Annotated in this window: 13 protein-coding genes; 6 read left to right on the forward strand and 7 right to left on the reverse strand. The window is 52.6% G+C overall.

Annotated features, from left to right (window positions below; genetic code table 11):
• Positions 1-140 precede the first annotated feature (140 nt).
• Positions 141-1,919 carry a DNA double-strand break repair helicase HerA gene (gene herA, locus TK_RS11120; RefSeq protein WP_011251163.1) on the reverse strand — a complete coding sequence of 593 codons (1,779 nt, stop codon included), beginning with the start codon at positions 1,917-1,919 and terminating at the stop codon, positions 141-143.
• A 199-nt stretch (positions 1,920-2,118) separates the two neighbouring features.
• Between herA and rimI the strand changes: the two genes are divergently transcribed.
• Both rimI and endA read left to right on the forward strand, forming a co-directional pair.
• Positions 2,119-2,619: a ribosomal protein S18-alanine N-acetyltransferase gene (gene rimI / locus TK_RS11125; RefSeq protein WP_011251164.1), complete on the forward strand. Its 501-nt coding sequence runs from the start codon at positions 2,119-2,121 to the stop codon at positions 2,617-2,619.
• Entirely contained in the window at positions 2,619-3,125 is a 507-nt protein-coding gene (gene endA / locus TK_RS11130) for a tRNA-intron lyase (RefSeq protein ID WP_011251165.1), read from the forward strand. Before rimI ends, endA begins: the two co-directional genes overlap by 1 nt.
• Before the next feature lie 2 nt (positions 3,126-3,127).
• Here endA and TK_RS11135 read toward each other — a convergent pair whose 3' ends face one another.
• Together TK_RS11135 and TK_RS11140 are read right to left on the reverse strand one after the other, a co-directional pair.
• The gene (locus TK_RS11135; protein ID WP_011251166.1) at positions 3,128-3,967 is read right to left on the reverse strand and encodes a DUF835 domain-containing protein; all 840 of its coding nucleotides are present in this window, start codon (positions 3,965-3,967) and stop codon (positions 3,128-3,130) included.
• A 128-nt stretch (positions 3,968-4,095) separates the two neighbouring features.
• Positions 4,096-5,283, reverse strand: coding sequence for a glycine C-acetyltransferase (locus tag TK_RS11140; RefSeq protein ID WP_011251167.1), 1,188 nt, complete (start codon positions 5,281-5,283; stop codon positions 4,096-4,098).
• Between the two features lie 160 nt (positions 5,284-5,443).
• On the opposite strand from TK_RS11140, the gene TK_RS11145 reads away from it, so the two are divergent.
• The 4 genes from TK_RS11145 to TK_RS11160 are packed head-to-tail and all read left to right on the forward strand — an operon-like array spanning position 5,444 to position 11,222.
• Positions 5,444-8,044 carry a replication factor C small subunit gene (locus TK_RS11145; RefSeq protein WP_011251168.1) on the forward strand — a complete coding sequence of 867 codons (2,601 nt, stop codon included), beginning with the start codon at positions 5,444-5,446 and terminating at the stop codon, positions 8,042-8,044.
• Positions 8,045-8,049: 5 nt separating this feature from the next.
• Positions 8,050-9,549 carry a replication factor C large subunit gene (locus TK_RS11150; protein ID WP_011251169.1) on the forward strand — a complete coding sequence of 500 codons (1,500 nt, stop codon included), beginning with the start codon at positions 8,050-8,052 and terminating at the stop codon, positions 9,547-9,549.
• Positions 9,550-9,604: 55 nt separating this feature from the next.
• On the forward strand, positions 9,605-10,921 hold the full coding sequence (locus TK_RS11155) for an ATP-binding protein (RefSeq protein WP_011251170.1): 1,317 nt from the start codon (positions 9,605-9,607) through the stop codon (positions 10,919-10,921).
• A 1-nt stretch (position 10,922) separates the two neighbouring features.
• Positions 10,923-11,222 carry a hypothetical protein gene (locus TK_RS11160; RefSeq protein WP_048053785.1) on the forward strand — a complete coding sequence of 100 codons (300 nt, stop codon included), beginning with the start codon at positions 10,923-10,925 and terminating at the stop codon, positions 11,220-11,222.
• Here the strand turns inward: TK_RS11160 and TK_RS11165 are convergent.
• From TK_RS11165 to moaA, 4 genes are all read right to left on the reverse strand, one after another.
• Positions 11,219-12,469 (reverse strand): ATPase, encoded by a 1,251-nt coding sequence (locus tag TK_RS11165; protein ID WP_048053786.1) that lies wholly within the window; start codon positions 12,467-12,469, stop codon positions 11,219-11,221. The genes TK_RS11160 and TK_RS11165 overlap by 4 nt on opposite strands.
• A gap of 42 nt (positions 12,470-12,511) precedes the next feature.
• Positions 12,512-13,525 (reverse strand): tRNA (guanine(37)-N1)/4-demethylwyosine(37)-methyltransferase Taw22, encoded by a 1,014-nt coding sequence (locus TK_RS11170; RefSeq protein ID WP_011251173.1) that lies wholly within the window; start codon positions 13,523-13,525, stop codon positions 12,512-12,514.
• Positions 13,428-14,444, reverse strand: coding sequence for a DUF835 domain-containing protein (locus TK_RS11175; RefSeq protein WP_011251174.1), 1,017 nt, complete (start codon positions 14,442-14,444; stop codon positions 13,428-13,430). The genes TK_RS11170 and TK_RS11175 overlap by 98 nt, the downstream gene beginning before the upstream one ends.
• Before the next feature lie 90 nt (positions 14,445-14,534).
• Entirely contained in the window at positions 14,535-15,458 is a 924-nt protein-coding gene (gene moaA, locus TK_RS11180) for a GTP 3',8-cyclase MoaA (protein WP_011251175.1), read from the reverse strand.
• Between the last annotated feature and the right edge of the window lie 102 nt (positions 15,459-15,560).

Here is a 15,560-nt window from a genome sequence, read left to right on the forward strand (position 1 = left end):
TGGAGATTCCTCCCACCAGCCCAAAACTCCAGAACCTTATGCTGGAGTTCAACCGAGTTATACTTGGGCTTAATATCCCCGAGGGCACCTTTCCAGGGCAGTTCCGGTCTTTTTCTTGCATTTTCCCTCACGATATCACCTCAAAAGTCAACCTCGATGCCCTCTTCTTCATACATCTCTTCCTTCTCCTTCTCCTCAAGCTCGCGCCTCTTCCTTTCAAGCCACCTCTCGACCGCGCCTATGTCTTCTCCTCCGTAGTTCCCGCCGAGGGCCTTGAAGTTGTATATCTTAACCAAAGCCGGAAGGCTTATCGCCTGACCGACTATCACCGCCTCACCCTTGCCCAGTCCAGCGATGTCGCTCATAAGCTCCCCGCTCACCTGCTCGCTGGCCCTTACCACGTACTGCTGGTCGTTCGGATTAACGATGCGCATGATGATCTTGGTGTTTGTCTGGCTCAGGACGTCTTCGCTGAGCCTGCTCGGCCTCTGGGAGACCAGACCGAGGCCGACGCCGAACTTCCTTCCCTCCCTTGCTATCCTCCCAAGGATTCTAACGGCCCCTCCCTTCTCGCCATGCGGTGCGAAGATGTGGGCCTCTTCCACGATGACCATAACAGGTTCAGCAAGGGCTGGGTAGTTCTTCTCAACTCCCCTCAGGAATTCTTCCAGCTCGTTTATCTCATCCGAAACGGCCGATATGTTGCTCGAATAGGCAGTTCTGAGGTAGTCGAGCCTCTTTCTAGCTTTTTCGTAGTCCATCCTCGTCTCGAAGACCTTTTCGAGGAACTTGGCAACTACCAGTTTCATCTGTCCCTCGTCGAGCGGGCCGAGGTCGATCACGTTCACCTTGCCGGGCTCTATGAGGGCAACTATGTCCTCGCTCGAGAGCAGATGGCCGTAGTTCCTCAGGAAGCGGGAGACTTTCATGGTAAGCCTCATTATCGTCTCCTTCTCCGCCGATTTTATCTCTCCGAGGTCTCTATACTGGCCGGCATGCGGATCCCAGTATGTCCCTCCGCCCTCGCTAGCCCACCGCTGGAGTAAATCGTGGACGAGCTTGACCGCTTCCCGGCCGCCAATTCCCTGGTTCTCGTGAAGAACCGTGTCCCAGGCCCTGAGCAGGTAGGAGCGCTGTATGCTCGCGTTGCTCTGGATCTCCATCAAATCTGCCAGCTCCTCGCCGTCCATTGCTTCCGGCCTTATCTTGGCCTCTATCAGGTTCACATATTCTCTTCCCGTCCCAGGCAGGCTCAACTTCGTGTAGTCACCGTGGGGGTCGAGGACTATCACAGTTCCGCCTAATTCTTCCACAAGCTTCCAGAGCATTACTGAGACGGTGTTGCTTTTTCCGGCACCTGTCACAGCTAAAATTGCGAAGTGCCTTGACACAAGCTCGTTCACGTTGAGGTAAACCGGGACGTCTTCCCTGATTATCAGTCTTCCAAGCTCTATGTAGCCGTTTCCGCCGTAGTATATTGCCCTCAAAAGGTCTGAGCTGGCTAAATAAACCCTGTTCCCGTTTGGGACGGGAACTCTGGTCGGGACTACTTCAGCCTTCTCGCCGTTGAGTTGAACCTTCCCGAGGACGTGGACGGTAACTATCAGCGCCTCGTTCTCTCCTATGCTCTCGCCGTACTCCCTTATGTCGAGCTCAAGGGACGTGTATGTGCTCTTACCCTCGCTCAGGAGCCAGTTTATGTTCTTAAGCCCTCTTATTGTGCCGATAACCCACTCAACACCCTCTTCATTCTCTCCCCAGCGGCAGTTTTGATCTTTGGCTTCCTTACAGAGCCTCGCAACCACGAAGTCTCCGAACTTCAGGTCCGTGTCGGGATGAGCGTAGAACTGGAACGAACTAACCGTTGCCTCCCCAGTCACGATTCCAACGGGCTTGTTAATATCCTCGGCTATCCTCATAACTCCCACCTATCGAGTAACTTCCAGTTTCAGAGTTTTAAACTTTGCTGCTTGCCTATTCTTACCACAAAAGGAGAAAAATCAGCCAGGAATCCGCTCATCATCCTGCCCGTCAGGTTCGAGAGTGCTCATCACCTTGGGTGGCCACCCATCAAGGGCTCTCCTCAATCCTTTTAAGGCTTTGGAGGGAGTTTGTAATATGAGCACATCAGCCAGAGAGGCCAGCAGAAGGATTCCCCTCGCGATGGTCGTGATAAGGCCGGCGAAGCTCTTCGACATCCCTGAGGTTATGAGGATAGAGCGCGAATCTTTCCGCGAGGCCTACCCGAGAGGGATTTTCTTAATGTTTCTCGAGAACAATCCCGAAACCTTTCTCGTGGCGGAGTACAACGGGAAGGTTGTTGGCTACGTGATGGGCTACCTCAGACCAGACCTTGAAGGACACATAATGAGCATAGCCGTTGATAAAGAGTACCGGGGCAACGGGATAGGTTCTGCCCTCCTATCTGAAGCCATTGAAAGACTCATAAAGAGGGGCGCCCGCTACATCGGCCTGGAAGTCAGGGTGAGCAACGAAAACGCGATAAGGCTCTACGAACGCTTTGGCTTCAGGAAGGTTAAGAGGATTATAGGTTACTACTCCGACGGCGAGGATGCCTACTACATGCTACTCCCAGCGGAGGAATGGAGGGGAAGCTGATGATAATCTTCTACCTGAGCGGCGACAGGGTCTTCTCAACCGATCAGAACGCGATAAACGGGCTCTACAACAAGCGATACTTTGGAAAGGTCGTTGAGGGTAAGCTGTTTCTATCTCTTCTAGAAGCGGCCTATCTAGTGGAGCGCGGCAAGATTGAGGTCAGGGACGGCAAGAGGAAGCTCTCGCTTGAGGAGATAATGAACCTCGGCAGGGCCAGGGATGAGCTCTTTGATGCAAAATATCTCGTCTACAAGGACCTGAGAGATAGGGGCTACACTGTGAAGTCCGGCCTGAAGTTCGGCTCCCACTTCAGGGTCTACCGGAGGGGAATGGAAGAGCACTCCGAGTGGCTCGTCTGGGTTGTCCCCGAGAACTCCAGGTTAAGTCCAAACGACATAACCGCTCGCGTCAGGGTGGCTCACGGCGTGAGGAAGAACATGATAATGGCGATAGTTGACGAGGACGCCGACGTGACCTACTACAAGGTCGAGTGGGTGAAGTTCTAGACTCATTCGGCTTTTTCTTGGAGGGATTCAAACTCCCTCCTCAGCAGGTTCCACTCCCTCTCATTGAAGGATGCCTTCTCGGCGGGCACTAAGATCACAGTGTTGGTAATGAGGGCATAGTCCTTTAGGGCTGAAAGGAACTTGTAGACGGGAATAAAGCCGTTTTCGATAACTAGGTATTCAAGACCATCGAGATAAATAAGCTTTGGGGTTTCCTCCCGCCGCATGAAATTGACCAGGGTGTGGAGCAGGTACTCAAGCCTGCGGGGATTAACACAGCCCTCGCTGCATTCAGCGGCTGTAATCCACAAAACCGGAACCTCTTTAATGTTAAGGGCCTTTCTCACGCTTTTTGGCATTGTACGGGTTATTATGAGAGGAGCACGGCCCTTAATAAGCTTTGACAGAAGGTTGGGGCCTGAACCAGAGGGGGTAATATACACTCCGGGGGACATCTCTTCGGGCTCGCCCTCTATCTCCACAACGGGAACGAGCTCGTATCTCCTTGTTATGGACGATATTATACCTGCCCAGCCGAAAATCATAGGAAAGAGCCCTATGAAGAGGAGGAGGTTCCCAATAGTGCCGAGGAAATTCTCCGTACTCTGCTCTAAGTGGATAAACCCTGCATCGTTGAGGTCGAGGGGTAGGAAAATCGTCTTTGCCAGGGAGGTGAGTGAAAAACCGAGTGTGATTAAATCGTACGAGCGGGAGAACTGGGGATAGTGGGAAATAAATTGGTGTCTGTAGTACAAGCTAAGCAGGGTTATAGTGAGCAGCGCCACTAGGCAATCCCTGCTAGGCAATCCTGCAAGGACGATGTGCATAATGTTGGCTGTCACGTCTTACACCTAAATATGTAATATGTGACAAAAGTTTATAAGCCCTTCCTGCTGACTTTATAATCTGAATCTTGACTAAGGGTTGCAAAAACATAACAAAAATGGAAAAAATGTTCAAAGTTAGAACTTCACTTCAGGAACCCGGTCTTCTTTCCGAGGTCTTCGAAGGCATCTATGACGTACTGAAGATCCTCCTTGCTGTGGGCGGCTGAGGGTTCGAGCCTAATCCTCGCAGTTCCGAGCGGAACTGTCGGATAGACGATCGCCTGCGCGAAGATGTTGTACTCGTCGTACAGCCTTCTCGAGAACTCCTGGGCGAGCTTCTCATCGTAGAGCATAACTGGGGTTATCGGGTGCTTGGTGTTGCCGAGGTCGTAGCCGAGGTCTCTGAGGCCCTTCTGGAGGAAGTTGGTGTTGTCCCAGAGCTTCCTAACGAGCTCGTCACTCCTCTGGAGTATCTCAACGGCCGCTATAGCCGCTGCAACATCAGGTGGGTTCGGGGCGCTCGAGAAGAGGAACGGCCTCGCCCTCTGGCGGAGGTATTCGATAGCCTCCTCCGGACCCGCTACGTAGCCTCCAATGACACCGAAGGCCTTGCTGAGGGTACCCATTTCGAAGTCAACCTTGTCGTGGAGCTTGAAGTGGTCAACGATACCCCTTCCGCTGTCACCGAGGACACCCTCACCGTGGGCGTCGTCGATGTAGAGTATGGCATCGTACTGTTCAGCCAGCTCGGCCATCTCCGGGAGCGGTGCTAAATCGCCGTCCATCGAGAAGACGCCGTCGCTGACGATGATTTTCTTCTTCTTGTCCTTGTTCTCTTCGAGGCGCTTCTTTAAGTCCTCCATATCTATGTGCTTGTAGATGACCTTAGGCGCACCGCTGAGGCGCATTCCATCTATGATGCTCGCGTGGTTGAGTTCTTCGCTGATGAACACACCGTCCTCGCCCTTCTTAAGGAGCGCGCTTATAGCTCCGAGGTTGGCGTTGTAACCGCTCTGGAAGAGTATGGCCGCTTCCCTCTTCTTGAACTTGGCCAGCTTCTCCTCGAGCTCCACGTGGAGCTCCATGGTTCCGGCGATAGTTCTAACAGCTCCAGCACCAACACCGTAGTCAAGGATAGCCCTTATGGCCGCGTATCTTATCTCCGGGTGGGCGGCTAGGCCGAGATAGTTGTTGGAGCACATGTTGAGAACTTTCTTCCCGTCAACTACAACCCACGGGCCCTGGGCGCTCTCAAGCTTTCTGATGGTTACATACAATCCCTTATCCTTGAGCTCCTGGAGCTCCTCCCTAATCCAGTCAAGCTTTCCCATGAGAATCACCGATGGTTCTTGGTCATTGAAGTATAAAAGTTTTGCAGTGGGCAGGTCAGTGCAGTTCCACGAGAAGACAATGGTTGGTTGGGTACAGCGTCCCAGTGAGACGGCAAAAGCCTTAAACTCCGGGGGCTCATAAAGGTTTAGGTGAAAATCCATGTCCGAGGAAGTGAAGGAAGTTAAAATTCTCGAAAAGCCGTGGGTCGAGAAGTACAGACCCCAGAGGCTCGAGGACATAGTAGGTCAGGATCACATAGTCAAGAGGCTGAAGCACTACGTTAAAACCGGCTCGATGCCGCACCTTCTATTCGCAGGGCCACCCGGCGTCGGGAAGTGCCTCACTGGGGATGCTAAGGTCATAGCCAACGGCAGGCTCTTTGAGCTGGGAGAACTCGTTGAAAAAGTTTCCAAGGGTAGGTTCGGCCCCACACCAGTTGAAGGTCTCAAAGTCCTTGGAATAGATGAGGACGGAAAGCTGAGGGAGTTCGAGGTTCAGTACGTCTACAAGGACAGGGCCGAGAGGCTGATAAAGGTAAGGACTCGCCTCGGTAGGGAGCTCAAGGTCACTCCCTATCACCCGCTACTCGTGAACAGGAAAAACGGGGAGATCATGTGGGTAAAGGCTGAGGAACTCAGACCAGGCGACAGGCTTGCCGTGCCGCGCTTCCTTCCGGCCATAGCTGAGGAAGACCCCCTGGCTGAGTGGCTTGGCTATTTTATTGGGGACGGCCACGCCGACTCGAAGAATAAAGTAATCACCTTTACAAACACAGACCCATCTTTAAGGCAGCGCTTTATGGAGCTGACCGAGAGGCTCTTCCCAGATGCGAAGATCAGGGAAAGAATCCACAAAAACAGGGCACCGGACGTTTACGTGAACTCACGGAGGGCCTGGGAGCTTGTAAGTTCGCTTGGTTTGGCCGGGAGAAAAGCGGATAAGGTTTACATACCTGAGAAAGGCTGGGAGGGGATTCGCTCCTTCCTCAGGGCATACTTTGACTGCGATGCTGGAGTTGATAAGAACGCCGTAGTACTGGCAACTGCCAGCAGGGAAATGGCGGAGCAGGTGACCTATGCCTTAGCTGGTTTTGGAATAACCTCAAAGATAAGGGAGAAAAAAGTCAGGGGTAAGACATACTACCATGTCACAATCTCAGGTTCAGAGAACTTGGAGAGGTTTCTGAGCGAGATCGGCTTCTCCCACAGGGAAAAATTGGAAAGAACCCTAAAGCTCGTCAAGAAGCCCAACCCGAACCTCGACAGCTTGAATGTCAACTATGAACTTATCTCCTACGTTAGAGACAGGCTTAAGCTAAACTTCTCCGACGATAAGAGGAGCTGGAGCCACAGAAAGGCTAGAAAGATCTCGTGGGAGCTGATGAAGGAAATTTACTACCGCCTCGATGAGCTTGAGAGACTGAAAGAATCCCTCTCAAGGAGCATCCTCATAGACTGGAACGAGATGGCGGAGCGGAGAAAGGAGATAGCGGAAAAGACGGGGATTAGGGCCGACAGACTCCTCGAGTACATTAAGGGCAAGAGGAAGCCGAGCCTGAGGAACTACATCAAGATAGCGAAGGCCCTTGGGATCGACCTTGAACCTACGATTAATGCCATGAGGGTCTTTGCAAGGAAGTACTCAAGCTATGCCGAAATCGGAAGGAAACTCGGCACCTGGAACTCCAGCGTGAGAATAATTCTTGAGAGCAACACGGAGAAGATCAAGGAACTTGAGGAAATAAGGAAAATCGAGCTCGAACTAATAGGGGAAATCCTCTCCGACGAGAAGCTTAAGGAAGGGGTAGCATACCTGATATTCCTCTCCCAGAATGAGCTCTACTGGGACGAGATAACCGAAGTGAAGGAGCTTAAGGGCGACTTCGTCATCTACGACCTCCACGTTCCAGGATACCACAACTTCATCGCCGGAAACATGCCGACGGTTGTTCACAACACAACCGCTGCACTGGCTTTAGCTAGAGAACTCTTCGGTGAGAACTGGAGGCACAACTTCCTAGAGCTGAACGCGAGCGATGAGAGGGGTATAAACGTCATCCGTGAAAAGGTAAAGGAGTTCGCGAGGACGAAGCCGATAGGCGGTGCGAGCTTTAAGATAATCTTCCTTGATGAGGCAGATGCCCTCACACAGGACGCTCAGCAGGCCCTCAGAAGGACGATGGAGATGTTCTCGAACAACGTCCGCTTTATCCTGAGCTGTAACTACTCCTCAAAGATCATCGAACCCATACAGTCGAGGTGTGCCATCTTCCGCTTCAGACCGCTCCGCGATGAGGACATAGCGAAGCGCATCAGGTACATAGCCGAAAATGAGGGTCTCGAGCTCACCGAGGAAGGCCTGCAGGCGATACTCTACGTCGCTGAGGGCGATCTCAGGAGGGCAATCAACGTCCTTCAGGCGGCAGCAGCCCTCGACACGAAGATAACCGACGAGAACGTCTTCCTCGTGGCCAGCAGGGCGAGGCCTGAAGACGTACGTGAAATGATGACCCTTGCTCTGGAAGGCAACTTCCTGAAGGCCAGAGAGAAGCTGAGGGATATCCTGTTAAGGCAGGGCCTCAGCGGTGAAGATGTCCTCATCCAGATGCACAAGGAGGTCTTCAACCTCCCGATTCCCGAGGACAAGAAGGTGGCCCTGGCGGACAAGATAGGAGAGTACAACTTCCGCCTGGTTGAAGGGGCTAACGAGATGATACAGCTCGAGGCACTCCTTGCCCAGTTCACGATTATGGGTAAGTGATCCCTATGACGGAAGTCCCATGGGTTGAAAAATACAGACCTAGGAAGCTCAGCGAGATAGTAAACCAGGAGAAAGCGTTAGAGCAGGTTAGGGCGTGGGTCGAAGCCTGGCTCCACGGAAATCCGCCGAAGAAGAAGGCCCTCCTTCTAGCAGGCCCCCCTGGAGTCGGCAAAACGACCACCGTCTATGCCCTGGCCAACGAGTACGGCTTCGAGGTCATCGAGCTCAACGCAAGCGACGAGAGGACGTATGAAAAGATAGAGCGCTACGTTCAAGCTGCATACACTATGGATATTCTCGGAAAGAGGAGGAAGCTGATATTCCTTGACGAGGCTGACAACATCGAGCCCTCTGGGGCGAGGGAGATAGCGAAGCTCATCGACAAGGCCAGAAACCCGATAATAATGAGCGCCAACCACTACTGGGAGGTTCCCAGGGAGATACGCAACAAAGCCCAGATAGTCGAGTACAAGAGGTTGACGCAGAGGGACATCATAAAGGCCCTCGTGAGAATCCTCAAGCGTGAGGGACTCGAAGTTCCCAAGGAGGTTCTCTACGAGATAGCGAAGAGGGCTAACGGCGACCTGAGGGCAGCTGTAAACGATCTTCAGACCGTTGTTACCGGTGGAGTCGAGGATGCCGTTGAAGTCCTGGCTTACCGCGACACTGAGAAGAGCGTTTTCCAGGCGCTTGCCCAGCTGTTCGCAACGGACAACGCCAAGAGGGCAAAGTTAGCTGTTCTTGGAGTTGACATGATGCCTAACGAGCTTCTCCAGTGGATAGACGAGAACGTCCCGTATGTCTACTACAGGCCTGAAGACATAGCGAGGGCCTACGAGGCGCTCAGCAGGGCTGACATATACCTCGGTAGGGCACAGAGGACTGGAAACTACGGCCTCTGGAAGTACGCGACCGACATGATGACGGCTGGGGTGGCGGTCGCTGGCATCAAGAAGAAGGGCTTCGTTAAGATCTACCCACCTAAGACGATAAAGCTCCTCACCGAGAGCAAGGAGGAGCGTTCGCTCAGGGACTCAGTAATCAAGAAGATAATGAGCGAGATGCACATGGCTAAGCTTGAGGCCATAGAGACCCTCCGCTACCTTAGAGTTATCTTCGAGAACAACCCCGATTTGGCGGCCCACTTTGTCGTTTTCCTCGACCTCAGCGAGAAGGAAGTTGAGTTCATAACTGGAGACAAGGAGAAGGCGAAGACGATATGGGCAAAGAGCATGAACATTGAGAAGAAACTCAAAAAAGAAGGCGAGCTTGAGGCGAGAGCAAAGGAAGCCGAAAGAAGGGTGGAAGCGGCTGAGGAAGAGGAAACTATGGAAGCTGGGGAACCTGAAGAAGAACTTGAAGAAGTCGAGGAGGAAGAGTTAACCGAGGAGGAGCTTGAGGAAGCGGAGGAAGAGATAGAGACCGTTGGGAAGAAGGAGAAGCCCGAGAAGGAGAAAACCAAGAAGGGCAAGCAGGCGACGCTGTTCGACTTCCTCAAGAAGTGAATTGTATTGCGAAAAATATAAAAACCCACTTTTCTTATATTTTCTGTGATATAAAATGCTGAGCCGGGAAGAGCTTATTGAGGTGCTTGCCCCCTACAACTTTTGGGGTAGAGAGCAGGATACTGGCATCACGAGAGGAGATTATCTTAAAGATATAAGACGGAAGCTCTCCACGGGGAACGCCCTGGCTCTCGTGGGGGTTAGGAGGGCGGGCAAGACCACGTTAGCCCGTCAGTACCTGAGATTCCTAATAGAGAAGGGTCTTCCGCCGGAGGAGACGCTCTACGTTAACCTTGAGGAGCCTAGGTTCTATCCAGACCTGAGCCTGGAGCTTCTGGAAGAGATCTTCTCGGCGTTTAAAACCTACATCTCAAGGGGAGCTAGACCCGTGGTGGTTCTCGACGAGGTCCAGAACGTCGAGGGCTGGGAGCGGTGGGTCAGGAAGGTTCTGGATTTGGGTGAAGCCGAGGTCATAGTAACCGGGTCGAGCTCCTCCCTCCTCCGCTCCGAGCTTGCGACCCTCTTAACCGGACGCGTTTTAGTAACAGAGGTTTACCCCCTCTCATTCAGAGAGTTTCTCTCCTTCAAGGGGCTCCCCATTGAACTTCCTGCCCTTCTCGGAAGGAGGGGGGAGGTTGAGAGGGCCTTAAGGGAGTACCTTGAGTTCGGCGGGTTCCCGCAGGTCGTCCTAACCGATGACGAGGGATTGAAGAGGGAGCTTTTGAGGGAACTGTTCGAGGGAATAATCCTTAGGGACGTTGCCTACCGCCACGGCTTCAGGGACGCGAGGCTCGTCAAACTCGTCGCCGAGCTGGCCTTAAGCCGGTTCTCCTCTCTAGTGAGCGCATCAAGGCTGAGGAACGAAGTCTCGGGGATAGTTGGGAGAAAGGTCTCGCCAAACCTTGTAGATTCCGTCCTCGACGCAATGGAGGAGGCTTACCTTATCCACAGGGTTCCGATCCTCTCGCCAAAGGTGAAGGACGTGAGGAGGTATCCGAAGAAGCTCTATGCGGTTGACACCGGGCTGGCCAACGTCATGATAACGCGGTTCACAGAGAACATAGGGAGATTGGCGGAAAATGCGGTGGCGAGGCACCTCGTGCAGAGGCACGGGAGGGAGAACGTCTTCTACTACAGGAACGGCCACGAGGTTGACTTCGTGGTGAGAGAGAATCTAAAGATATCGAGGCTCGTTCAGGTGAGCTGGGACGTTGACGAGAGCTGGGAGCGGGAGGTGGAGGGCCTTGTCGAAGCGGCGAAGCACTTTGGCTTAAGCGAAGGGATCCTGGTAACGGGCTGGAAGTCCTGCGAGGAGAGGGTGAAGGGGATAAACGTCAGATGCCTCCCCCTGTGGAGGTTCCTGCTCTCTTGATGTGGATCCTTTACTCCCCACTTCCCCTCTCGGTGAAAAAGGGCCATCTCAGGCCCTCATGGAACTGAGGGCTCAAGATGCTTCGCTCATACCCCATGACAACCCTGTCTACGAGCTGGCGATGGAAGAGGTTAGCATAGCCGAGGCCCTGAAGCTGGCGAGGGATATGCTCGAAAACCCTGAGAAGTACGGGATAAAAGAGAAGGATGAACGCAGAAGAGGGGAGAAAGCCGCCGAGATGCTGAGGAAGACGATGGAAGAGGGAAAGGTCGTCGGGTTCTTCCACAAGGAAAGGGCCTAAATACTCCTCTCCATCCCTTCTTTCGCAATCTCAACCAGATCCTCGGGCGTTAGGACTTCAACGCCCTCAGGCTTCCTTTCGAGAACGTTTTCGTCTGGAACCACCAAAATCCTCCTGCAGTCAAAGCGGTTGAGTTTCTCCTCTATTCTCCTCACTTCCTCCCTCTTAACTCTCTCCTTCCACTTGACCTCTCCAACCACTTCGAGCTTCTTGAAGCCCTGAAGAGCTATGTCAAGCTCCAAATCGGGCATTTCAATCCTCACAGGCCTCAGGCCGAGGCTCTTGGCCAAAAGCCCTTCAACGAAGGCCTCAACGTGCCTCGGTAGTTTCCTGTCTATCGCCTTCCTTATGAACTCCACAGGAGTCTCAAGCTCCGTGTAGGCGTATTTTGCCTCAAGGTAGAAGTGAAGGTCGAAGAGGGGTGACGCGTGCCTGTAAACGAACTTCTTCCTCCTCTTTCCAGTGACCTGGGTTCTCCTAAGTATCCCCATGTCCGTTAGGACTCCAAGGTACCTCTGCAAGACTCCAGTGTTGTCCTTGCTTATCAGGCTGAGGGAGTAGAGGAACGAAGAAAGCTCCGTGCTCGTTTCCTTTCCATCGGCGATGCCCTTCATTATTGCCCTGTAAACTTCCGTCAGCTCCCTCTCCTCCTCCGTGAAGGCCTCGCCAACGAGCTCGCCTATCAGCAAACCCGAAGAACTCAGATAGCCGGCCAAGAACTCCCTCAAAGGCGACCTGTAAAGGGGGACGAGGATAGGCTCCCTGAGGTAGGTAGATGCCTCAATTAGCTCCTTTCCCCTCACTTCTCTGCTCATCTCGGCTAAAATCTCCCTCTCGTCTATGGGATCTATCCTTATCGGCTGGACTATCCCGAGGAGCGGACTCCCGGTTCCAAGGAGTTTCCTCTTCGCTAGCCAGCGGGTTGAGGTTATGAGGATGAGCTCCCCGGTTCCAGAGTAGGCGTGGAGGAGGTCGAGGAACCTATCCGGTAGCCTGTGGAACTCGTCCACCACCACCTTACCGCCCTTCAGCAGGCGAGGGAAGAGCCTCATGAACTCGCCGTAAGTCATTGTGGAGCCCTCATTTAGGTCCCTAACCATTCCCTCCCGCTCAACGAAGAAGAACTCGTCGTAGTCGAGGAAATTCCTAACGAGGAAGGTCTTTCCTGTCTTCCGCCTACCGTAGAGCATCTTCCAGCCTTCGCCCTCGAGCCTCGACAGTTCTATTCTTCTGTGAATTATTCTCATGTGCATAATTACGGCGTGAATACTTATAAGAATTTTGACCGATCAACCCAGAATCTCAACATCCGCACAAACCTTGAACACATGCGGCTTGAAGTCGCTGACCTTCTTTATCCTGACCCTGCAATCTTTTCCCTGTTTTCTGCACTCTTCGAGGATTCTCTCCCCGAACTCTCCTATCTTCTCCTCGTGCACGAAGTCGTAGTAGTGGAGCCACTTCTGGGCTTTGCTTAGGGTTAAAGCAAGGGCATCAACGCCCCTCGGTGTGGGACTTATCACCCTCTCGAAAGTTGGCAGTTCTGGCAGGACCTTGAAGGCGTCTCCTTGTATGAGCTCTATCTCCCCCTTGAGCCTCTTCCTGTTCAGCTCGATGTTCTCCAGCCCCAGCCTGTAGGCATCTTCGTTCAGCTCGACGGCGGTGATTTTGACTTTCTTATAGCGGGCTATAACGAGTGCATATGGCAGGACTCCAGCGAAGGGAATTAAAATCCGCTCGCCGTCCTTCACGAGCTGGGCCAGCCTGTACCGCTCGCCCTTCATTCTCGGGTTGAAGAAAGCTTTACTCAAATCAACCTTTATCTCGACCCCGTTCTCCTTGTGAACTGTTGTCAGCCGTTTCTCCCCCCAGATTATGGAGTAGTCCCTTATTCTGAAGGCACCCTCATGGAAGCCCTTCTTGGCAACGACCTTGATGAACGGGTGGACTTTCCTCAGGCCCCAGACAATATCCTCGGCTCTGTGCTCAAGCTCGGGAGGGATTTGGATAACAGCTATGTCGCCGATGACGTCGTAGCGCCTCAGATACTTCAGCTCCTCAGACGTCAGCCTCTCCGCTAGAACGCTCTCAAGGTTCTTGTATATCTGCCTTTCAGGCCTCAGCGGGAGTTCAACGGGCAGAACCTCGTGTCCCAGCTCGTAAACACGAGGATCATCTATAACCGGAAGCAGGACGAAGTCACCTTCACTCCTTGGCCTTCTCTTCCCGTCGTAGAGGTTCAGCTTCTTGAGCTTCCTCTTTAGTGGCTCGGCCTCCCTCTTCGGGACTTTTATCGCTGGCATCTTTGGCATCCCCACTCTTTGTTGCTGGGGGAAGGACACCAAACAGTGCTATTTCCTCGGCTCTTTCGGGGGACAAGGCCTGACTGAGCTTTTTAATGAGCTCCTCTTCATTTATTTCCTCGAACTCCCTGAGCAGTATAATCTCTTGTTTTTTGTCAAAGATGCCCTCCGGAAGGTGGATGAGCATGAGTGAGTTTTTAATCATTACCATGTCCTTGACTGCGAACAGGAACTTGGCCACCGCTGGGAAGTCGTTGTAGAGGGTTAGGTACTCCAGCCCATCAAAGTACACAACAACTGGCCCACGCTGCTCCATGAACTGGAGAATCTTTCCCTGGATGACGTGGAGTTTTGAGGGGTCGATAGAATTCTCGACGTCTGCCCTCGACAGCCAGAGGAACTCGTCCGGCTGAACTCCGAACTTCTCGACCCACTCTTCGCGGGACTTTCTGCTGACGACTATCAGGCCACTGGAGACTTCTTTAAGAATGTGGAACAACTGAGCGGAGGGCTCTTTGCGCAGTGAATACCCTCCATGTAGGGGAAGTTCCTTTTCTCTAGTCTCATTTCTTTCTGGAGTTTTTTGAGCTGTGCTCCTTTCTTTAACCCCTTCCGGTTTCTCAATACTAGTTGCTACTGCCCTTAAACTCAGGAATATCGTGGACAAAATTGCAGCATATGAGAGGGTGTAGAATATCACCATCAAAAACCAGAGGGGCCTCGGGGTGAGTGAGTCTATAATTGCACTCACAGAGCCCAGACCAAAGAACAGAAGCGAGATAAGGGTTCTTTTGGCGAGGCTCTTCCCCGGCTCTGGGACTCTTTTGTAGTAGTACAACGCCCGGTATATACCAATGAGTGCCCCGAGAAGTAGCAACCATCCCGCTATGAAGCCGTTGAAATTAATCGGGTTAACCATTGCTAGCCTCCAAATTTTGTTATCCACGTTATCCCTAAAAACCTTGCCCAACTTTGACTTCTTGTTCTGAATAAAAGCTCTATTAGGGCATCATTTCCAGTACGGCTCCCTCATAAGAACGGCCCTTTTGAAGATTTCAACTATCTCCTCGTCGCTCGCTCCGTTTCTCATAGCAGAAAGGAAGTCTATGAGGTCGTTGTTCCTCAACAAGCAAGTTTTAAACTTGCCATCGGAGGTCACCCTCAGTCTCGTGCAGTTGGCGCAGAAGACAGTGTTGTGCATCGCCCTAACGACTTCAACCTCTGCTATGCCGTAGTCGGTCGGGATGAAGTACTTCTTCCTCCGGTGCATCCTCCTTTCCTTAGTTTCGACGGCGAGCTTCTCCAGCTTCTCTTCAACGGGCTTGAGCGGGTAGAAGTACTTCCTGAAAAATGCCGTCTCGGCCATCTCCCTTGGCGCTTCAAGCTCTATAAGCTGAAGGATGGTTCCAGTCTTAGCCGCGAATTCCACCATGTCCCAGATTTCACCGTCGTTCAGGCCCTTCATGACGGTCATGTTGAGTTTAACTGGCGAGAGGTATTTCACCGCTTCCTCGATGCCCTCAAGAACGGCCTCAAGCCCATCAACGCCGGTTATCCTTTTGTAAACCTCCGGCTTTAAGCTGTGAAGCGATACGTTCACCCTGTCGAGGCCTGCTTTGGCCAGCGGCTTCGCCAGCTCCTTCAGTCTACTCCCGTTAGTAGTCATGCTGAGGTCGATGACGTAGGGCTTTATTCTCTTCACGATTTCAAGTATATCCTCTCTGACTGTCGGTTCCCCGCCCGTGAGCTTGACCTTTCTTATTCCGAGCCTTGATGCGATTCTAACGAGGCGCTCTATCTCCTCTGGAGTGAGCTCGTTTTTCGCCAGAAACCTCTGGCCTTCCCGGTGACAGAAGAAGCAACGGTAATTGCACTCCTGCGTGAGCGAAATCCTGAGGTTCGTTACTGGCCTGCCGAAGCGGTCGTAGAGCACTTCGTCCACCCATTTGTATTATGAAGGGGCTTAAAAAAGGATTTCGGTTAAGCGTTTCTGTTTTCCCAAGATTGCCTCCCCTCAATGGAAAAGTAAAAGTAG

The organism is Thermococcus kodakarensis KOD1 (assembly GCF_000009965.1).
In the GTDB taxonomy this organism is placed as follows: Archaea; Methanobacteriota_B; Thermococci; order Thermococcales; family Thermococcaceae; genus Thermococcus; species Thermococcus kodakarensis.